We start from the raw sequence: 20,881 nt of genomic DNA on the forward strand, positions 1-20,881 counted from the left end.
GCAATCTTCAAAAGCTTGTCGGGCATTTGAAGTCTCCGACGGCCGAGAGGAAAAACGGGTTTGGTTTGGTGCGAAGTGTCACGGTGAATGCCACCTGCCTGCCACCCAGGGTTTTCCGGATCACGAACTTGTTCTGGCCAGAGCTGACCCTGTTGGACCGCACGAACCGGTAAAAGGCCCAATCACCGTGGATTTCCTGACGGGATCTGTAACCCGGCACTTCCGGCTGTATTACCAGCACAACACGCGGGGTCGCCGTATTGCTCGGCCAGTCGAAACTTGCCGGCAGCGGTTCAATATCCGCGTTGAATCCAGGCCCACGCGTCACAAGCACGAGGTTTCCATTGACTTCGAGACTGGCAGCATCAGCCTGCTGGGACAATGCGCGCGGCACGACCTGCAATCCGATCGAGGGAAACGCGTTTCCGGTCGGGAAAAACGCCTGCTTGATCAGATCGGCACGCTCGAACTGGCGAAGCGTTGCATTTGAAAGCCTGTCAGCCTGTGCCACCCCCGGTTTCCAGTTCCAGGGCCGTGACGACGTATCCACCAGCGCCTTCAGGTTCTGATCGAAGAATTGCTGCATGATGCCGTTTGGTGAAAAAAGTTTGGCGAACTCCGTCATTGGAACTTCAGAACGTCCATTCGTGAACGGGTAATTGCGCGTCACGATCCGCTGGCACGCCTCGACCACCTGCGACTTGAGTTTTTCGTTCAGCTGAGTGATCGAAGTCTCCTTGAATTCCTCATCGAATTCCTTGGCAGACTGGAGAATGAGCTTGTCAAAAGGCTGTGGGAAGCGGGTCGCATTGCTTCTCAGTAATGATGCCTGGATCTGAACGTTGGAATTTGCGGTTTCACTCTGGACCGGGTTGTTTGCGACAACCAGAAGATTGTCCAGGATATTCTTGAAGTTGACCAACAGCGCGTCAATTTTCCGGCTGTTTTCTCCCTCAACCAGGACGTGATACGGTCGGAAGTGGTCCTCGATCCCTTTGCCAGGAATGATCACAGGACCGCCTCCACCGGCTACGGCTCCAAGCGCGTCGGAAACACCCCCGGGTGCCAGCGCCTGAACACCGGCTTCAATTCCTATTCGTTTCAGGCCACCAGCCCGATCGAGAACATACTGCTGAAATACTTTCTGGGCTGCCGACTTGCCGGCCTGCGCTGCGTTTCCGCCATCAAGCGACGCTGTCAGCCCCTCCTGTGACAGGTCTTGAGTGAGCAATGTCTCATTGCGAATGCTTTCCAGCAATTGAACGACCGGAGACGTCGGCGCCGAGACAGCTTGAAGTGTCGTATAGAGCGGCTTGTCGTTTCGCATGGACTTGAATTTCAGATTTCCAAGCGCTTCCTCCCAGGCTTCAATGAAATCTTTCGTGTAAAGCGCCAGGACCTCTGCCGGCAGAGACTGGTACTGATCGGAAAAAGCGTCCACTTCGCCAATTTCGCCAAACACCCATCTGTCACGTTCAAGCTCTTCCCGGATGCCGGCCAGATTCGGCAGAACAGACAGGTGAAAGCCCGGGTAGGTGTAGAATCTGTCAACCAGAACCGTGTCCAGGGTGTCGCCGTTTTCCGTTTCGAACACGGTTTCCATATCCGGACCGCCGCGTTGCTCCGCGATCCAGTCTTCGCTTGCAAGCCCCTTGGATCTTGACTTCAACAGCGCATAGCCCCGTTCGGAAAGACTGACCCTTCCAAGTTCCCGCTGCACTTCCGCGACAAGAACGCCGTCGAGTTGATCGGTCAGCACATTGCCGCCGAAATCGAGATCGAGCATCGCGGCTATGTGCGAATTGAGTTCGTTTCGAAGAACCTGTCCCTGTGGTCCGGGGAAACTCTGCAGAAAGTCCGCTCGGAAAGAATTCTTGATCTGGTCCTTGTCGATTTCAGGCGCGTCACCGGCGACCATGCGATACAGCTTTATCAGATTGTAAAGCGACTCAATGTCCTGTCCTCCCGGGCCTGTCCGGTTGTCTAGGACGTCTGTCATCTGCTTTTCTATCCGAAGCAACAAGCGTGGACGCAGCAAGCGCTCCAGACCGCTTCGATAGGACGTGATCCCGGCAGCCTGAAGACGTTCGCGCTGGCTCAACCCGAATTTTTCCATGAAAGGCGTCGGATCGTTTCGGGTATCATAGCCTACCGGAAGACTGCGCAGCAGCGAGAGAATGTAAGCAGAATCGCGCAAGCTATCATCGCGCACGACCCTTTGTTCAAGAACGCCCTCACCTTCCGCGCGGACTGCAGCCACAGCCTTTGCCGTTTCATCGATCAGAGCCCGGTTGTTCAGGTAACTGATCGTCCACAGACTTCCCAGCCCCAGGGTCGCCAGGACAATCACGGTGTAGGCTGCAATTCTTGCAGCCGTCGCCATTCGGACCACTCGACGATTATGCGTGACCCAACCGGCTTCCCCTATGATGACCTGGTTGAGCAAATCGCGAAGAAAATAGCTCTTGCCTTGCCCCGAAAGCGCGGCGGCCTGGTACGAGGTACCGAACGCCTGGCTCATTGACCCGATAACCCGGTCTATCGCGGTTCCTGTCTGGGTTCCCGATGTGAAGTAGAACCCGCGCAGAACAGCATTCGGATAGTACCGGCTGGGTTCGAATATGGCATTTAGAAATCCGGTTATCCGGTCCCTGAGCGCCGCAACCTGTGTCGGAAAACCATACAGCATCAGGCGCGCCCGCGGATCGGGTTCCTCCTGAAGCCTGTCCGCCAGTTCCTCATTCAGGCGTTCGATCAAGAGATCGAATTCCGCCGGAGTCTCGGCGACCATGTTCTTGTTCTTTTCGCGCGTCTGAAAAGTTGCGCCCCAGACGAGATTCCGTCGGCTTTCCGGATAGGATCCGAAAAACTCCATGAAACCGGCAACCGTATCGGCTTTCGTGAAGATGACATAGACCGGGAAGTCGATCTTCAATGTCTTGTAAAGTTCAATCAGCCGTGCCCGGATCGCGTCTGTATGCTCCTTGAGTTCCGCGTCCGAAAGCGTCATCAGGTCTTCCAGACTGATCGAAACCATGACCCCGTTGACCGGCTGTCGTGGTCGGGCCTTGCGCAAAATGTTCAGAAAACCAAGCCACGCTTCCCGATCGTGTTCTTCGTCGGAATCCTGTGTCGTGTAGCGGCCGGCTGTATCGATCAGAACTGCGTTTTCAGCAAACCACCAATCGCAAAAGCGCGTTCCACCAAGACCTTCGAGTTTCTGCGCTTCGCCCTTTCCCCTGGAGTTGGCGAACTTCAGCCCGGAATGCATCAAAGCCGTGGTCTTGCCTGCGCCCGGAGGGCCAATCATCAGGTACCAGGGTAAATCATAGAGATATGTGCGCGTGTTGCCGCTGGCTGTCTTCAGGGTCTTCAGCGCATCTTTCATGCGCTCAGACAGGATCTGGAGATCCTCTTCACTCGCCTTTGGCTGAAGAATCTCCTGTTCCAGGGCCCTGTTGGCCGCAATACGCTTGTAAATTCTGTACCCGGTCCAGCCACCGATCGTGAGAAGGATCAAGAAGATCAGCAGCAGTCTCACCCAGAGCGGTTCAAACGGGCGCACGCCGGCAATGCCAAGAAAAGGCCCTCCGAACCAGATCAGAGCAATGAGGGCAAGAATTCCAATCACTATTGCCGTTATTCCGAGCCAGAATTTCATTGACGTCGCCTTGTACTTCGGTTGCCCCGGAGATTAAAAATCAGTTGTCAATCACCAGTCCCTTGGATGGTGGTTTCAAAAACACTTCGACCCGCCGATTGAGTGCCTTGCCTTCACGGTTGGTGTTGGGAGCTACGGGTTCGTCCGCGCCACGTCCCTCGACCTCGACCCTGTCCGGCGTCTGCAATAGGGCCTGCATTACAGCCGCGACGGATTTCGCCCGTTCGACGGACAAATGCCAGTTTGTCGGAAAGCGCGGATTGTTTCGGATCGGATCGCTGTCGGTATGGCCAACGACGAGAATATCGCCTTCCATCTGGTCAAGCGTTTGGCTGACCTGTTCGACGAGAAGCTGAAACTCGGGGCGCAGCGTTGCTGCGGCCACATCAAACTGCGCGCGCATCCGCAGCATTATGGCGGGTCCGGCTTGAGAAATCTCCAATCCGTCAATGCCGGCAAGCTGCTCTGCAACCGTGTCAATCGGTGCATCATCCGGTGGTGCCGGCGGCGGTGGCGGCTTCGGTTGGTAACCTTCCCGAGCCAGCTCGAGCGGTCCGGTCGGATAAAGAGCCGACGTGCGGCCTGCCAGGACCTCGCTGCCGCTTGCAAGCAGCAACATCAACGTGACATATCCGCCGAGCAGCAACGCGCTGGCAACGGCTGCGACCGACCAGATAGGAATTGAAAATCCGGTGCGTTTCTGAAGCAGGTCCAGTCCGCGCCAGTGTGGTGAAAGATCGTCACCCGGACGGGGCCGGACGCGTCTCAGGATTTCGTGCAGGTCCCGCCGCTCACGCTCCAGTCCCTGCTGACCACCCTGAATCGCACGGTACTTTCCGTAAAACCCGAGCGACAAACAAGAATGCATGACTTCCAGAACACCATAGTTTCGTCCCGGATCCTGCTTGGCCTTCTCAAGAACCTGAAAGAACTCCACGCCACCGGTTGCCTGTCCGAAGAACTGGGTCAGCATGGAATACTGCGTCCATTGATGTCTTCCGGCGGACGGTAGATTCTGAACGATGTCGTCCGATGTGGCGCATAGTGCATATGCGGCCGACTGTATCTGGTCGTCGGTGATGCCAACGTTGCGCAAGTCTTTTTCAAAGGCCTTGATGGCATTGTAGACATCGCGCATCAACGCGTCGAACTGCGCATCGGTCATTGTCAGATGCAGCCGTCCCAAAAGGAGAAGCAGCGGCGCTGCGGCACGGGAAATCGGATTCCGATTTGCGACGCGGATCTGGTTTATGTCCGGAGTTTGGGCCAGTTGTCCGGCTGGTTGTGCTCCTGGAGCGGCAGCGGGTTGGACTGGTTGTTGAGGCGGCGGCGCCGAAGGCTGAGCCGGTGGCGGCGTCCGGATATCGGGTGCTTTCTGCTGGCCGTATTCATAACCTGCCGGGGTCGGTGCATAAGGGTCAGGACCCGACCCGCGTCCTCCCTGCCAGGGATCGGGAGCACCGGGAGGCTGTGGTGATGGCGGTGCCTGTGGCGGCTGGCCCTGTGCGGGCGGTGGTGGAGGTTGCTGCGGCTGTTGCGGCGCTCCCGGCTGTGACGTTTCGCTCCAACGCCCCCCGGGGTTGGGCCGAACAATCGTTTTACCCTTTCGCTTGGAAACACCGAAGGGATCGTCATTGTCCGACATCATCGTCCCTCCCGAATGGCATAGAATTCAAGCTGAAGGTCCGGCCAGTTGCCGGAAAATTGCAGCCCGATCGCGGAGTCCTGGCTGAATTCGCGCCAAAGCGGTGTCGTCTTGTCCAGTCGGAAATAGACCCGATCGGTAAGAGCCCGGATCTGAGCGGGCGGGACCGGCATGTGAATTAGCGGTATACCCGGCAGATTTGAATAGACGATCTGGCGCATCTGGCCGAATGGACCGACCTTGAACAGCCGCGGAAATTCGTTCTGGATCTCGGTGAGCGGACGACGTGCCGCAACTTCGATGACAAAACTCGCCTGCGAGAAAAGATTGCGGTCGACAATCGTCGACTTGAAGGCATTGGGGGCAAGCTGTTCCAGAGGGAGGCGGATTGCACGGCGGTCGTAACCGGCAGACAGAAACGCCTGTATATCGGCGAGCACCGGCTTGAAGATGTCATGCAGACGGTCATGATCGTAGACCGGATAGTTTCGGGCCCGCCGTTCTTCTGTTGCGAATGTGGCCAGTTCACCTGCCAGCTGGATAAATTCCGAATAGACCCTTTCAGGATGCACATAAGCCGATTTGCGAAGATGCATCAGTTGCGGATGGAGCCGATTGAGCATTTGCAGCGTCAGGTAATCGAAATTCTGTAATCCGCCGCCTGCCGACGTATCGGCTGCATATCGCGCAAGTTCACTCAGTTTCCTTTCCACCCAGCCAATCACCGAGTCGATCCATCCGGTCACGACGGGATGTACGTGGCAGGCAAGAACCGGCGGCGCAAACGTGCCGTCGGTGATCACGATACGGTCCTTGATTTCGGTAATACGGGCGACCGGCAGACAGACATGTCCCGGATGGGGCGTGGCCCGTATCGAATACATCAGCCGCGGATGTGCGACATCGATTTCCTCTTCCTGCCGAATGGCCGAGGTCGAATCGATAATCGTCTCGCGACCCTGAACGTAGCGCGTCGCCGCATCTTCCCTGCCGCTGGCCACCTCGACAGCGTTGACGGTCGTCTCCGGGATTCCGAGCCAGACGATCTGGCCGGCTGAATCTTCGGGAACATCAATGGCTGGTGGCGGCGTTCCGTCGGCTGGAAAGTTGAAAACGGTGCCATCCGGAAAAATACCGCGTCCGTAACGCAGCGCAAATCGACATTGCTGCCCGACATCCTGATCGATTTCAATCTCTGAAAAGCCCCAAGGATATGAGGAGGCAAGCCTGATACGTTCATCCAGCAAATGTTCGGCGTACCGGTCGCTCTGCTGCAGATGATGCGGCCTCAAAAACAGGCCTTCGGTCCATGCAACCTTGCTATACCACGACATTCAGGCACTGCTCCCTTAATCTTGCCGGCGTCTGTTCGCCCATGAAACTTCAAGCCTACTCAATATTTGCCAGCCGTTTATTGCTCCGGCTCTTCATTTGAAAATTCTTCGTAACTTTCGGTAAAGTATTGCGTGAAAACGCCGACCAGACCATCGTCATAAGCACCTGCCAGCGAACTCCAACGCTCGTTCAGATGCTCCCAGAGCTTTACCTTCTGGTTGCTGAATGTGCTCTTGGCGACCTTTCCCTCTTCTTCAATTGCCCTTGGCGAAAGCGTTTCATCAAAACGTGCTGCGGCCTTTTGCATTGCCGCATATGTCCAGACATGGTGTTTCTGGATATCCTTGAAGGCGGCAGACATAGCTTTGGGCAACGGCAGGTAACCAGTGTCCTCGACATTGTGCGCAAGCATCGTCTGAAGCGCCATTTGAGGTGTCGGAGAGAACTTCAGCGCATTGTTTCCGCTGCGGCTTATTAGTGTGCGGTTTGCATTCCGGGTCATGGCCTTGACCTTGCTGCGTGCCTGAAGCAACCCCATCAGATCGCTTGTAATATCCTGCAGGACTGAACCGATCTCCCGGGCGAATTCTTCAGGATCCCGGCCTGCCAGAAGCGTTTCAGGAATGCCCGCACCTTCCGAAAACGCCTTTAGGAAGTCTGCGCCTGCAATCTCGACCACGTCAGCACCGACCTGTTCGGCCGATTGCCGAGCTTCTTTCACCGGTTGGGCAATTTCTGCAACAGGCGCGCGCTCCTGCGGTGCGGGTTCCTCCAAAGGAGTGGCTACCTCTTGCACATGCTGTTCGGCTTCTGCTCCTCGAGAAGAATGATCCGACGCGTCCTCTGCCGGAGTGTCGGGAAACGGAGAACCTTCCGGCTCTGCCGGAAAGACATCTGCAGGTTCTTGTTGCGGCGGTTGAGGAGCAGGCTCAGCGGGCGGCGCGTCCACTGCAGGTTGTGGGGCTACCGGCTCCTCACCGGCGGCGATGTCCGGCATCTTGAATATGGGCTCGGCTGCACCCTGCTGTGCTGCCCCCGGAGCAGCTCCCGGAAAAGGGGCGGCCTGAGAAGGTTCGCCTTGCAGAGCAGGTTGCTGCTCAACGGCCGGTGATTGCGGCTGAACGCTCGGCTGTGCCGCAAGATGGTCCAGGGGATCCGCTTGTGCAGGTCTGGCGGGTGCAGCCTCAGGCCTCTGTGACTGAGGGTCATACAGCGCAGGATCCGCGCTCCCCCATCCATGACCCTGTTGGCTCCAGACGTCATCAGCCGGGGTTCCAACACCTGGTGCATGAGATGGCGGAGCGTGCCGTCCTTCCATCCCGGCGGATGGAGCGCCACTCCAGGGCCCTCCTCCACCCGGATCGGGATAAGGTGCCTGTACCGGCGGCTGTGCGGACGGCCATTGCGGCTCGGCTGCTGCTGGTGCGGGCTGTTGTGGTGCCTGCCATTGGGCCGGTTGAGGCTGGAACCCCTGTTCAGCACCTGACGCAGGCGCACCGCCAAACCCGGCGGCAGCGCTTCCCTCGGCATCAAGCGATACCACGACGATATAGTCGCCGATCATCAACCGATCGCCGGACCGAAGCGGGTGCGCCTTGTCCATGCGATTCGGATTGCCGTTGAGAAACGTGCCGTTGGTCGAAACATCGTACAGGACAAATTGCCCACCTTCGAAGCGGACTTCACAATGCTTTCCAGAGACTACACGCTGCGGGTCCGGAAGGCTCCAATCAAGATGCTCGTGCCTGCCGATATCAAATCCGCGGTCGGAGCAGGTATAGGAAACCTGCCCACCGGTTTCGAGTCGATCCACATTTTCAATCTGGAGCGTTATACGCATTCCAGCATGTCTCCCGCTCGCTCTCAGGCGATTGCCTGTTTCTTGAGGTTGATAACGGGCATTACCCCACCTTCAGCGAATGACAGGCCAGAGGAAAGGCAAGACTTCAGACCCTCTTCGCGCTCGCCCGGTCCCAGATTGCCAATTACGATTTGCAGCGCGGCGTTCAAAGCCGTCGCAGTCAGACCCGGTGGAACATCGACACGAAAGTCCGGGTTGGGGGACAATGACCCGCCGGACCAGTTCACTGCGCGCCCGATCCACAGAGATCCACTGTCGCCACGAGCGTCTTCCGTCATTGCGACAACGGCAAGACGCGCCTCTTCATCTCCCTCGCGGACCCAATTCTCGCACAGCTTGAGAACTTCGCGGTCATGGTCGCTTTTCTCACGGTCGAGACCTTCAACACACTTTATTCCCCACCAGACCGCCTCCGGTTTCGGCAAGATGTGTGCGAAATAGGTGATTGCCAAAAACGGATCCTCACCTTCCAGAATCTCAAGCGTGTAGTCCTGTGGCGAGACATCACCCTCGGGAGAGCTGACCTTCTCATGCAACTCAGGAAATGTCTCAAAAACCTGCTTCGCCATTGTAAAACGGATACGAGATCCCATTCAAATTACTCCATCAGCAGTCCGTCATGCTCACAGCGCCAACACATCAGTTTATCAGAACGACGCCGCCCTTCACGATATGCGTTGCGGTTCCGTCAACAATTGTCAGGGCTCCCTTGGCATTCAAGGTCGCGTCCGCTTGAATCTGGATTACGGGTGATTTTATCTGAATCATCGCAGGCGTCATAGTGATCTTGCTCGCGCCGCATTTGAATTCGATCATCGCACCTGCCTTGACTTTCCAGGTCGCGCCAATGTCTTCGGTCACGTTAATGCCGACTTCTTCAGTGCGGTTCATGTCGATCTTGGTGGTCCGATCATTCTTCACGTGAAGATCGTCATTGTTCTCAACGACGGTTTCCATGTCCTTTTGTGCGTGTACACCAATTTTTTCCTGGCCCTTGGAATCATCCATGACCATCTCGTTGTAGCCACCGCCGCCAATTGTTGAATCTGTCTTGATACCGGACTTGTTCTTCTCGCCGGGCAAGGAATAGGGTGGCATGTTGTCCGCGTTGTATACGGTTCCGATAACGATCGGCTGGTCTGGATCCCCCTCCAGGAACTGAATGATCACCTCCTGGCCAACGCGCGGAGTGTAAACACCGCCCCAGTTTTGTCCGGACAGGACCTGCGCAACGCGCACACGGCGCGACTGTGTCTTGTCCCGATCCCAGTGAAATTCGACCATGATCTGACCGTATTCGTCGACGTCGATTTCTCCCTGCCCCACGACCTTGGCCGTCTGCGGACCGGGAATACGCGGCTTCGAAGTATGCGCCGGCGTTCTGAATGGAATGTCTGTCGACAGGACGTCGTAGGCACCGGTGTAGGCCTCTTCCTGAGGCCCGCTCTCGCCAGACCGGTAGCTTTCGGTGATAATCTGGTGGCTCGCCCGGACAACAAGGTATTCCTTGTTCTGCGGGCCATGCGGGTGCTCTTTCAGTGTGAACAGGCCACCTGCATAAAGACGCACGACCTCGCCTGCGCATTCGATGCGCTTGTCCGCTGCCTGCTCTGCTTCAAGGCGAATGTTGGAGTATTTCGTCCCCTTGTCCTTTTCGGTATATCGGCCGGGATAGTCATAGCTTTCCAGCGCACCGGCCCGATAGGAGGAGCCTGCGTCTTTTTCAGCCTCAAGCGAAGCACTTGGTTTTTCAAAATCGTAATCATTGATCGCAAATTTTCCGGTCCTGAAATTCCGGCCCGGTATCCAGTCATAGATGTGTTCTTCGTCGCGCTGACTGTCCCCCCCGAGTGGAATGAACGGGATATTGGGATCGCCTTCAATTTGGCTGTAGGACGACTTGGAATCGGCAAGAATCATGGTGTGTTTGCCGTCGGAGTGTTCGAAACAATACGAAATACCGAACTCTTCCATCAGCCGGCAGCAGAAGTCGTAATCCGACTCGCGATACTGAACGCAATAATGGATCGGATCGTATGATTCGGTGAGCTTGTCTTCGAAATCAGCAAAGTCGTGCTCGCCCAGAACCTCGGCCAGGATGTCCTGGACGGACATGTCCTTGAAAATCCGGCAATTGGCGTTTTTGGTCAACAACCAGAACCAGGGGCGCAGGAGCAGTTTATAACGGTAATATCCGCCTTGATGCCCTGCCCACCTGGCATCCGTCAAAAGTCCGTCGAAGTAACGGGTATCACCATTGTTCGTTTTGACCTTTACAGTCATGTGAGTCGCAATGGCGCGATCAAAATCCAGATCTTCCTGCTGACTTACGACTTCAAGACGAATCTCGAATTCTTCGCTCAATCCCTCATCGCACTCTACGGTGACTAAGGAGAGCTCATCTTCGCCAAAGACCGTTTTGAGTTCGGCCATGCGATCGGTTTGTCTGAGTTGTCCAGTGGCCACGGAGGTCTCCTCGGAAATACTTCGGTTACAAACAACTGCCGTTTGCAGTCGTCTGACAATTTCCTATGGCGTTTCCGACAAAATTGATGTGCTCGGGAACACAATTATTGCAAATAGTTTAAACGCCATCGTCGGAAATTACCAAGCGTTGATTGATAACTTACCCAGCTGATTCTTAAATTGAAAACAGATCACATTAGACTCTTGCCCGCCTCACAAAAAACTCACGCCTGCCTCCTCTTGATAAATCACCGCAATTCGACATACTGATATCAAACCGTACTTTAGTGACTTTCGCCACATTAATATTTTCAAAATCTGGCACGATGTATATCGAAACTTAAATGCGACATTGTTCGCACGCACTCCAAAAGGGAGGATTGAAATCGTGACCTATCACCGCCTTGTTTCCGGTCCCGCAAATTACCGTAAAGAGTTTGCCGGTTCCCGGATGAAGACAGTACTGTGCGCAGCCGCCTTTTCGCTCGTATTCGCCGGATCGAATTTCGGAATTGGAACCGCATCGGCTCAAGATGCGACCTACTCCGCCGAGGAAGTGAGCCAACATTTCAAACAGTTGAAGACACGTTCGCTCAAACCGACTGGACAGACGCGTGCGCTGTGTATCGGGACAAGGGATGAGTGCAATCCGAATGGTGCCAAACAAGAAGGTGGCCAGGTCGCCGTAACCTCACAGGATCCAGATGCCAACGCCGGTGACAACCAGACAGCGGAAACACTCGTGGTGGATCCTGATACCAAGGCAATCGACGAAGGTTTCAATCTACTCGTCTCGTTTGAATACGCGTCGGCGCGCCTGAGCACTGAGGCGAAGGTGAACCTGCGGGAATTTGCCAAGGGGATTGCTGATCCGGAACTCGCAAGTGCCGTCTTTGTCATCGAAGGCCATACTGACGGGATCGGTTCGCTGAACTACAACCAGCGCCTTTCGGAGGACCGCGCACAAGCCGTATCCGAATTCCTGGTCTCCCTCGGTGTCGGCAGAGACCGCCTGAAAACCGTCGGCTATGGCAAAACTCGACCGGCTGTCGCCGACATCAATGACCCGTCAAACAGAAGGGTCGAAAGCAAACTCGTTTTTGAATAATTTTTTTCAGACGACGTCCCTGCCGGAAGCGTATCGGCAGGGACATGGGAATTGGGGCAGGAAACTCAGATGAATTTCGATCCGGAGACATTTGGCAGCGAACTTTCGCCCGGTGCCGGGTGCGGCCCTGACCTTTATGATACGGAGCCGGCATTCGCAGCCCTGATGGATGCATGCGAGGAAATGCTGCCCGAACGCTTTGGCGACTTCGATCGCTCGGAAATAGAATTCTCTGACATTTTCAAGCAAATGGAAGGGTTCCTGAAGCAGTCGAGGGACCTCCGCCTGCTGGCAATGCTCGCGCAATTCGCCCTCCTGAACGGGCAGTTGCACCTGTTTGCAAATGTGATCAGAATTATTCGCAAACTCCTGGAAGATCACTGGGACCAGGTTCATCCTCAGGATGCCGATTTCGGACACATGGAGCGCGTCGGAGCACTCGAAGCGCTCAACAATCGACCAACAGTAACCCTTCCGCTCGAAGCCGCCCCTCTTCTCAAGACACGACGCAGCGGTCCCATCAGCTATCGCGCGATCAAGATCGCCAACGGGGACACAACACCCCGTCCCGATGAACACACAATTTCGCTCGGAGCCATTGAAGCCGCCCTGACATCAGGCGAGCTGGAACAGGATGTCATCGAGGACGTGCTGCGGGATCTCGCAGAACTGCCTGACGAGTTGCGGGCAATCGCTGAAGTCAGTTCGGCGAAACTGACCGAAGCCGAGGCCAAAGCGTCGCCGCCGAACTACGAACCATTGATGACGCTGCTGCAGGAGATGAGCGCAGAGCTCAATCTTCGTCTCGGCCGGATGTCACCGGATGATGCCGAAGCGGCAACGTCTGAAGGCGACGAGGAAGACGCGACCGGCACCGGGGCTTCCGCGACTTCCAACCTGGAAATCAAAAACGCCGCACAGGCCAAACTGATACTGGATTCGGTTGAAGATTATTTCTCCTCCCGTGAACCGTCGCACCCGGCCTTGTTTCTGGTGCGAGAATCGCGAGGACTTGTTGGCAAGTCCTATCTGGACGCCCTGAAAATTCTGATGCCCCGGAGATTCGACGAAGTCGCACTCTTGCTCGGTGCAAGCGGGCTTCAACTTTCAAACGACAGGCTTATTGAGCTCAACGAGGGCGAAGAAAGCGAACTTGGAAGCATCGACGACTTTTCTGTTCTGGTTATTGAGAATCGTGCGGATGCGATTAAGGGCATTGCTGCCGTCAAGGGATATTTTTCTGCCAACGAGCCGACAAGCCCCATCCCGATGCTGTTGGAAGAGGCACAAAACATGAGCTCCGGGTCCTTCACCGGCCTCCTCAACCTCTTTCTCCGTCCGGAAGACGAGTGAGACTGGAACCATCATGGCCACGAGCAACACCTTTGTTTCCCTAGAGTTCTCATACTTGTCCTTGACACAGGCGGCTAACGGGTCCTCAATATTTGAGGAAAATTTGTAAAGCGACATTGATGTGACTGTGATCACTTCCAAAACCAGGAATTCGAAGTAAATATAGTTTCAACAACGCGGCGCAACTCAAATAAAGACACAGTATTTTATGCGCCATGTACGAGTACTTGATTGAATTGAACATTTTTTTCTGAGGTCAAAATACGAAAGGCAAGTACAATGGCATCAGGTAGCGGGCAAAGCTTTATCAAGCGAAATAGGCCACCCAGAGTACACATTTTCTACGAGGATCCATTTGACGCAGAACAAAAGGTCGAGTTGCCATTCGTGATGGGCGTCATGGCCGATCTGTCAGGTGACAGTCCGGGAGTTGAAAAGGCAGATGTCGACGAGCGCAAGTTTCTCGATATCGATATGGACAATTTTTCCAAGCGCATGGAAGCGATCGAGCCCGGCACGTCCTTCACTGTGGAGGATAAACTTTCGGGCGATGAGAACACAAAACTTGGCGTTCAGCTGCGTTTCAAGAGCATGGATGACTTCACACCCGGAAAGGTTGCCGAGCAGGTACCGGCATTGAAGAAACTTCTTGATGCACGCAACAGCCTGGCAACTCTGCGCACGATGATGGACGGCAGGGTGCAGGCGATCAGTCAACTTGAAGAGCTGACACGTGATCCCGCACTGATGCAGGCACTCGCCAAGAAAATTGAAGCCGACAGTGCCTCGTCGTCGAATGACGGCGCAGCGGAAGGCGATGAAGAGGAGGCATAAATGAGCAACACCGATACAAGCGCTCAAAAGAGTGGTGCCGCCGTCGGCGAAGTTGCGGGTGAAAAAACCCCGGAGGAATTCGCTTCGATCTTGAAACAGAATTTCCGTATCAAGAGCGAGCAAGACACGGCCAATGAACTCGTTGACAACGCGATGTCGACATTCCTCTCAGAGGCCCTGTCGGACGAAGCGCTGATCAAGGATGATGTCTACGACACCATCGATGAAATGATTGCCAAGCTCGACGAAAAGTTGACGTCGCAAGTGAACGAGATCATTCATGCGCCGGCGTTCCAACAGCTCGAAAGCGCATGGCGCGGCATCGATTACCTGGTTCATAATTCGGAGACCGATGCGTCCTTGAAACTGCAGTTCCTGAATATTTCCAAAAAGGAACTTGCAGGTGTCTTCAAGAGCTACCGCGGCGCCAAGTGGGATCAAAGCCCGCTGTTCAAGCAGATCTATGAAGCTGAATTCGGTCAGCTCGGAGGTCAACCATACGGCTGCCTCGTGGGCGACTACGAATTCTCCTACGATCCGCAGGACATTACCGTCCTCAGGGGCATGGCGAAGATCGCTTCTGCTGCTCATGCACCGTTCCTTGCGGCGGCAGATCCGCAGCTCATGCAGATGGAAAGCTGGACTGAACTTCCGGCCAAACGCGATCTGTCCAAGGTCTTCGATACGGAAATCCACGCTCAGTGGCGCACGCTGCGCGAATCCGAGGACGCTCGTTATCTGGGACTGTCGCTACCACGTGTTCTGGCGCGTCAGCCCTATGGTGCCAAATCCGATCCGGTTGAAGAATTCGCCTTTGAGGAAGAGTTCGACGAAGACACGCACGACAACTATGCCTGGATGAACTCCGCCTATGCGATGGCGAAGAACATCAACGCCGCCTACAAGGAATATGGCTGGACAGTTCGTATCCGCGGCGTGGAAAGCGGTGGCCTGGTTGAAGATCTGCCGACACACGTCTTTGAAACGGACGACGGCGGTGTGGATCAGAAATGCCCGGCTGAAATCGCGATCTCCGATCGTCGCGAACATGAAATTTCGCGACTGGGTCTGATCCCGCTGATTCATCGCAAGAATACCGACCAGGCGGCCTTCCTTGGTGCGCAGTCGGTCTTCAAGCCACGTCAGTTCTCCGGCCCGGACGGCAAGGACGCAACTGCCTCGGACAATCTTTCTGCGCGGCTGCCCTACATGTTCGCAACCACGCGTTTCGCCCACTACCTGAAGGTGATGGTGCGCAACAAGATCGGATCCACCAAGGAGTCCGCCCAGCTGCAGCGCTGGCTGAACGACTGGATCATGGATTACGTCGATGGCGATCCTGACAACTCGACTGAAGAGACCAAGGCACGAAAGCCGCTTCGCGAGGCGAAAGTCACCATCATCGATGACGAGGAAAACCCGGGATACTACAGAGCCCAGTTCTTCCTTCGTCCACACTATCAGCTTGAGGGCATGGATATCGGCATGAGCCTGGCCTCGAGAATTCCGCAAGACGGAAACTGATTTTCAGAATTGGCAGTTGGGCGGAGATCCGCCCAATCGCCAGGCATCCCTCGAGGATGCAATCCGGTTCGACCGGGTGGAGGTGCAAACGAGACGCAAATGCGCCAAGGGGTTTGGACCAGAAGGTCCGAGGTAGATGTCACATATTGGAAGCACAGCGCCGGTCGAAAGGTGCCGGCCTGACACAAAAGAGGATTACTTAAAATGGCTGTTGATTATTTTCTGAAGCTTGAAGGCATCAAGGGTGAAGCACAGGACAAAACTCACAAGGAAGAAATTGATATTCTTTCCTGGTCCTGGGGTGCTTCGCAATCCGGTACAACGCACATGGGCTCCGGCTCCGGTGGTGGAAAGGCACATTTCCAGGATCTCAGCATTACCAAGTATGTCGACAAATCGACCCCGGTTCTGCTGCAGCACCTTTCGACCGGTAAACACATTGCCGGCGGTTATTTCTACTGCCGCAAGGCTGCTGGCGACTCTCCGCTTGAGTACATCAAGATCGAGATGAAGGACATCATCGTCACGAGCGTATCGACTGGTGGCAGCGGTGCCGACGATCGTCTTACGGAAAACTGCACGCTGAACTTCGGTGAGTACAAGTACGTCTATACCGAACAGAAGCCGGACGGTTCCAAGGGCGCAGCGCCGGAATTCGCATTCGACATTGCAGCGAACACCAAGAAGTAAGGCATTCGCCGAATTGGCTGCCGCTCCAAGTGAGCGGCAGCCTGTGTTTTCGAGGGGCGCTTCTCCAAAGTCGGGCACAAGAATTCCATTCTTGATGTTGGTCCTCTCGCACATCATCCAGGACCGGATTCTCGTGGGCGTTGCCGATGGCAAAATCTAGTGTGAAAATGCATTCGCCACTGATGTGGGCATTCCGGGCCATGGACGACCCGGACTACAAGGCCGCACAGGATCGTCAGAAGGCTTCGGCATCCGGTAAAGCTCTCAAGTCAGGCCGCAGACTGTCGCGCGCTTACGGTGTATCGGAGCAGACCCTTTTGTCGGAAGTTCGGCAGAACTTGCAGGCGTTGCTCAACACGGTCAATCTCAATTCGACACAAGATCTTTCCGATTTTCCCGAGGTGGAAAATTCAATCCTGAACTTCGGCCTGCCGGACCTTTCCGTACATGTTGTCGATACCATACAGATCGAACGCCTCGCCGACGATATTCGCGAGGCGCTCATTCGTTTTGAACCACGTATGGATCCGCGTAGTTTGCAAGTCGTACGCGACGACAATGTCGAGAGCGATACATTTAAGGTACGATTTGTTATCAAAGCCGAAATTCGTTGTGACCCGGTGCGCGTCAGCAGTGAATTCATTGCTGATGTCGACCCTGCATTCGGTCGAATCAAGATTATCGGGGCGACTGGATGAACCGGGAATTTCTGGACCTTTTCAATCAGGAACTTACTTACCTGCGTGAGCAAGGCGCAGCGTTTGCTGAAGCTTACCCTGCAGTTGCCGAAAGGCTGGGTGGGTTGCTTGAGGACCGATCCGATCCGATGTTGTCGGGACTTCTGGAAGGCACTGCCTTTCTTGCAGCCCGCGTTCAACTCAAGATGAAGCACGAGTTTTCAGAATTCACGTCCAATCTCTTTGAGCAGCTTTACCCTTCGGCCCTCGCTCCCATCCCGTCCATGGTACTGGCGCGCGTGACGCCAAAATACGGCGATGCCAACCTGAGGTCCGGTATCAAGATCGACCGGCACGCGCCCCTGGAGGCCGTGTTTCGGGAGCGGCAGGGCGAAGTCAGGTGCCGTTTCACGCTCACCGCGCCCATTGTTCTGACGCCGCTGCAACTGACCGGGGCGAAATATCTGAGCTCAGCGGCGCAGGTCTCCGGACTCGGCGCGGAAATGGCAGAAGACAAGCGCACGAGAGCGGGCCTGGCCATCAAGTTGACGCACCGGATGGCAGAGGATGACGAAAATGAAGTCTCCGACGAGGAAGCGCTCAAGAAACCGGAATACCAGGTGGCCGGTTGCAGGATTGATGACCTGCCAATCCGGCTGATCGGGCCCCTTGATCTCGCGGCCAAGATCTACGAACAGATTTTCGGGCATACGATCGCTGTCTATCTTCGAACCGAGGACGCCTTTGGCCAGGCATCTCTGCAACGTTTGCCGGTCAACGCCGTCGAACAGCTTGGCTTTGACGAGGACGATGCGCTGCTCCACAATGATCGGCGATTGTTCATCGGGTTCGACCATCTGAGGGACTACTTCAATTTTCCGCGCAGTTTTCTTGGTTTTCGGCTAACTGGTCTGCGACGCCACCTGGATCGCGTCAAGGCAAAGTCATTCGAAATCGTCTTCATTTTCGACGAGGCCGAAACCCGCCTTCCCTCCCATGTCGAGCACAAGATTTTCGCTCTTCACACATCTCCCGCCGTCAACCTGTTCGAAAGAGCCACGGACAGAGTGCCGATCAAGAAGGGCCAACACGAATTCGCCGTCATTACGGATCGCACGAGGCCTCTCGACTATGAGGTTCATTCCGTCACCGAAGTGAATGCACACTTTTCGGGTGGTGAAAAAAGGACGGTCGAGCCGCTGTACAGCGTGGCGCCGGACACTGAAAAAGCGGGGCATGAATGGTTCTATACCGTTCGCAGATTGCCCCGCAGGCAATCTTCCAGCGAGGTTCGCAGACTGCAGCCAAGGTCCTATATCGGGACCGAGACCTTCGTGACGATTTCAAGCGGTGCTCAAGCTGCTGCCATCCTTCAAAGTGGCAACAAACGACTTGCCGAACTGTCCCTGAAGGTCATGGCATCCAACCGCGCGATTGCCGCCGATCTGCCGGTCGGAACCAATCCGGACAAGTCGAACATCGGAGATTTCCGCATTCTGGAAGACGTCAGCCTCAAGGTTGACTGTGTTGCCGGACCCACACAACCAAGACCACCGCTGCTTTCCTACAATGAGAGATTGGGCGAAGAAGGGCACGTGGGCGCAATTGCCTGGCGCCTGATCAACGTACTCGCGCTCAATCACACAGGACTGATACACGACGCGGCCGGTAAAGATGGCCGCTCCTTCGGCGATATTCTGAGCCTCTTCGCTCCTTTATCCGACAATGCGGCCGACAGGCAGGCGCAATCAGTTCGTGCCGTTTCGACCCGCCCGGTTGTTCGCAGGCTTCAGCAAAAGTCCGGAACCGGTGTGGCACGTGGGCTGGAAGTTACAATCACTCTCGACGACAAGGCGTTTGAAGGAGCCAGCGCGTTTCTTCTGGGGGCGGTACTTGACCGCTTTTTGGCAGAATATGCGTCCATCAATCATTTCACCCAGTGCGTGATCGCAACGACGGAACGCGGTACCATCATGAAATGGCCACCGAGGATCGGCGCCAAAGGGATCCTATGAGCGACCTGGACGAAAAGGACCAGAAAACAAAGGTGCGCCCGAAGGACAATGTACCGGAGGGCGACAAGACTGTTGTGCATTTCGCTGGCGCAAAAACGGCATGGCCCGACCCGGACGATACTCCAGATACAAAGCTTCCCGACCCGGATTCAGATGCCGACGCTCCGGCCGTCGAGGCTGAAGCGGACACGGACACGGAAATAGACATTCCCGCAACAGATCCCTGGACAATATCGGAAGACGCGATCCAGTCGCCCGCGACTGAATCTGAAACGATCAATCAGAACGATGAGGAAACCGCCGCCGTCACGGCAGACGAGGCGGATAAAACCGCGTCTGAACCTGTCGGCGAAGAACCAGCAAAACTTGGCTCCGAGCCGGCGCCATTTGAGACGGACCTGACGCAAGCCGAAACAGTTTCAGCCCATGAAGAGGCACTCCCGGCAACCGATGAAACGGACGACGAACCTGTCGACGCGGTTACTGCGGACGCATCACCGGCCGACACTGAAATGCCGAAAGACCCGAAACCACCGGCAGAAACCCGGATAGAGGTTCCAGTTCAGCAGCAATATGCATCACTGCTTGCAGCCCTGAGCGACCGTGTCCAGAAACATCCGGGCGGCCATGACCTTCTCGCGGTACTGCGCATGCTGGAAGGACAGACCGCTCCCGGAGCTGCACAAGCTGGCATGGACCCAAAGAAGGCCGATGAGCCGGCCCCTCCGCGCATCGGCAAAAGCCGCCGGCTGATGGAAGACATTGTTCGATTTGGACAGGACCCGACCGGCGAATTCGCTACCTCGACAATCGAACGGGCCACCCGCGATGCAGACAACGGACTGATCCTTATGGAGCGGTTCCTGGGAATGCTCGGTCCTCAGGGTGCGCTTCCCTCGGCGCTCAACGATGAAGCGATCATGCGCGGTTTGCGGGGTGACGACAGTTTGCCCCGGTTCCTGGATGTGTTTAACAATCGCTTCATTCAGCTCTTCTTTCGAGCCTGGGCGGACGCCAGACCAATCGTCCAGCACGACCGTCCGGACGACGACCGGTTTCTTGCATATCTCGGCTCCAGCATCGGCATCGGTGGACCAATCTACCAGGACCTTGATGGTATCGATGACAGGCTCAAACTCCTCTATGCTGGTCTGAGTTCCTCGAAGTCCAAAAGCGCCGCGCGATTGAAAGCGCTCATCACAGGTGTGTTCGGCGTTGATGTGGATATCGATCAGTGCGTCGGCACATGGTTGCATCTTGAACCGGACGACCAGCTCAGCATCGGCGGGTTTGGGCCCGGCGGAGCCGGACAACTCGGCATGGATACAATTGTCGGGTCGAAGATCTACAGTGTCAGCGACAAAATCCGTATCAGAATATTCACTCAGTCACTGGATGAATATCGAAAATTCCTGCCACCGACACGGACAAAGCCAAATCCATGGACCGAAAAACTCTTTGATCTCATAGATTTCTATCTCGGGCTCGAGATTGAATACGAAATCGAACTCGCGCTGCCCAAACGCTGTGCTTCTGCTGTCCGGATGGACGGTTTGAGCTCGGCGACGCTTGGTCACATTGGTTGGCTAAAGCCCGCCGATACGGGCGTTCCGGACGACGCGGAATTCGACGACGAAGAAGACATGCTGACGGACACGCGCTTCCGGCCCGTTCGCCGGCATACATCCGTTTATCAATAGGTCTCCAATTTG

14 protein-coding genes are annotated in these 20,881 nt (G+C 55.6%); 8 read left to right on the top strand and 6 right to left on the bottom strand.

Translation table 11 applies throughout. From position 1 onward, the window contains the following. Nucleotides 1-7: 7 nt before the first annotated feature. The 6 genes from tssM to LA5095_RS19935 form a co-directional block, all read right to left on the bottom strand. The gene (gene tssM, locus LA5095_RS19910; protein ID WP_055118144.1) at nt 8-3,661 is read right to left on the bottom strand and encodes a type VI secretion system membrane subunit TssM; all 3,654 of its coding nucleotides are present in this window, start codon (nt 3,659-3,661) and stop codon (nt 8-10) included. Between the two features lie 40 nt (nt 3,662-3,701). Then, nucleotides 3,702-5,306: a type IVB secretion system protein IcmH/DotU gene (gene icmH / locus LA5095_RS19915; protein ID WP_196892524.1), complete on the bottom strand. Its 1,605-nt coding sequence runs from the start codon at nt 5,304-5,306 to the stop codon at nt 3,702-3,704. Then, a complete protein-coding gene (tssK, locus tag LA5095_RS19920) occupies nt 5,306-6,640 on the bottom strand; it encodes a type VI secretion system baseplate subunit TssK (RefSeq protein ID WP_029066017.1) in 1,335 nt (444 codons plus the stop codon). Before tssK ends, icmH begins: the two co-directional genes overlap by 1 nt. 77 nt (nt 6,641-6,717) lie before the next feature. After that, nucleotides 6,718-8,481, bottom strand: a complete 1,764-nt coding sequence (gene tagH / locus LA5095_RS19925; protein WP_055118148.1) for a type VI secretion system-associated FHA domain protein TagH — start codon at nt 8,479-8,481, stop codon at nt 6,718-6,720. Nucleotides 8,482-8,504: 23 nt separating this feature from the next. Beyond that, nucleotides 8,505-9,095, bottom strand: a complete 591-nt coding sequence (locus LA5095_RS19930) for a DUF6931 family protein (protein WP_144436179.1) — start codon at nt 9,093-9,095, stop codon at nt 8,505-8,507. A 46-nt stretch (nt 9,096-9,141) separates the two neighbouring features. Beyond that, a complete protein-coding gene (locus tag LA5095_RS19935; RefSeq protein ID WP_144436180.1) occupies nt 9,142-10,968 on the bottom strand; it encodes a type VI secretion system Vgr family protein in 1,827 nt (608 codons plus the stop codon). A 388-nt stretch (nt 10,969-11,356) separates the two neighbouring features. Here LA5095_RS19935 and LA5095_RS19940 point away from each other — a divergent pair, with 388 nt between their 5' ends. The 8 genes from LA5095_RS19940 (at nt 11,357) to tssG (ending at nt 20,869) form a co-directional block, all read left to right on the top strand. After that, entirely contained in the window at nt 11,357-12,076 is a 720-nt protein-coding gene (locus tag LA5095_RS19940) for an OmpA family protein (protein ID WP_055118154.1), read from the top strand. A gap of 69 nt (nt 12,077-12,145) precedes the next feature. Then, the gene (locus LA5095_RS19945) at nt 12,146-13,429 is read left to right on the top strand and encodes a type VI secretion system protein TssA (protein WP_055118156.1); all 1,284 of its coding nucleotides are present in this window, start codon (nt 12,146-12,148) and stop codon (nt 13,427-13,429) included. Between the two features lie 279 nt (nt 13,430-13,708). After that, nucleotides 13,709-14,263: a type VI secretion system contractile sheath small subunit gene (gene tssB / locus LA5095_RS19950; protein WP_055118158.1), complete on the top strand. Its 555-nt coding sequence runs from the start codon at nt 13,709-13,711 to the stop codon at nt 14,261-14,263. Continuing rightward, complete coding sequence (gene tssC, locus LA5095_RS19955) at nt 14,264-15,787, top strand: type VI secretion system contractile sheath large subunit (protein ID WP_029066023.1); 1,524 nt, start codon at nt 14,264-14,266, stop codon at nt 15,785-15,787. A gap of 204 nt (nt 15,788-15,991) precedes the next feature. Continuing rightward, complete coding sequence (locus LA5095_RS19960; protein ID WP_055118160.1) at nt 15,992-16,477, top strand: Hcp family type VI secretion system effector; 486 nt, start codon at nt 15,992-15,994, stop codon at nt 16,475-16,477. 146 nt (nt 16,478-16,623) lie between these two features. Beyond that, nucleotides 16,624-17,175 (top strand): type VI secretion system baseplate subunit TssE, encoded by a 552-nt coding sequence (gene tssE / locus LA5095_RS19965; protein WP_082443017.1) that lies wholly within the window; start codon nt 16,624-16,626, stop codon nt 17,173-17,175. Then, entirely contained in the window at nt 17,172-19,169 is a 1,998-nt protein-coding gene (gene tssF, locus LA5095_RS19970; RefSeq protein WP_055118164.1) for a type VI secretion system baseplate subunit TssF, read from the top strand. The genes tssE and tssF overlap by 4 nt, the downstream gene beginning before the upstream one ends. Next, a complete protein-coding gene (tssG, locus tag LA5095_RS19975) occupies nt 19,166-20,869 on the top strand; it encodes a type VI secretion system baseplate subunit TssG (RefSeq protein WP_055118166.1) in 1,704 nt (567 codons plus the stop codon). The genes tssF and tssG overlap by 4 nt, the downstream gene beginning before the upstream one ends. Nucleotides 20,870-20,881: the final 12 nt, after the last annotated feature.

The sequence above is a fragment of the Roseibium album genome (assembly GCF_001404515.1).
Lineage (GTDB): Bacteria > Pseudomonadota > Alphaproteobacteria > Rhizobiales > Stappiaceae > Roseibium > Roseibium album.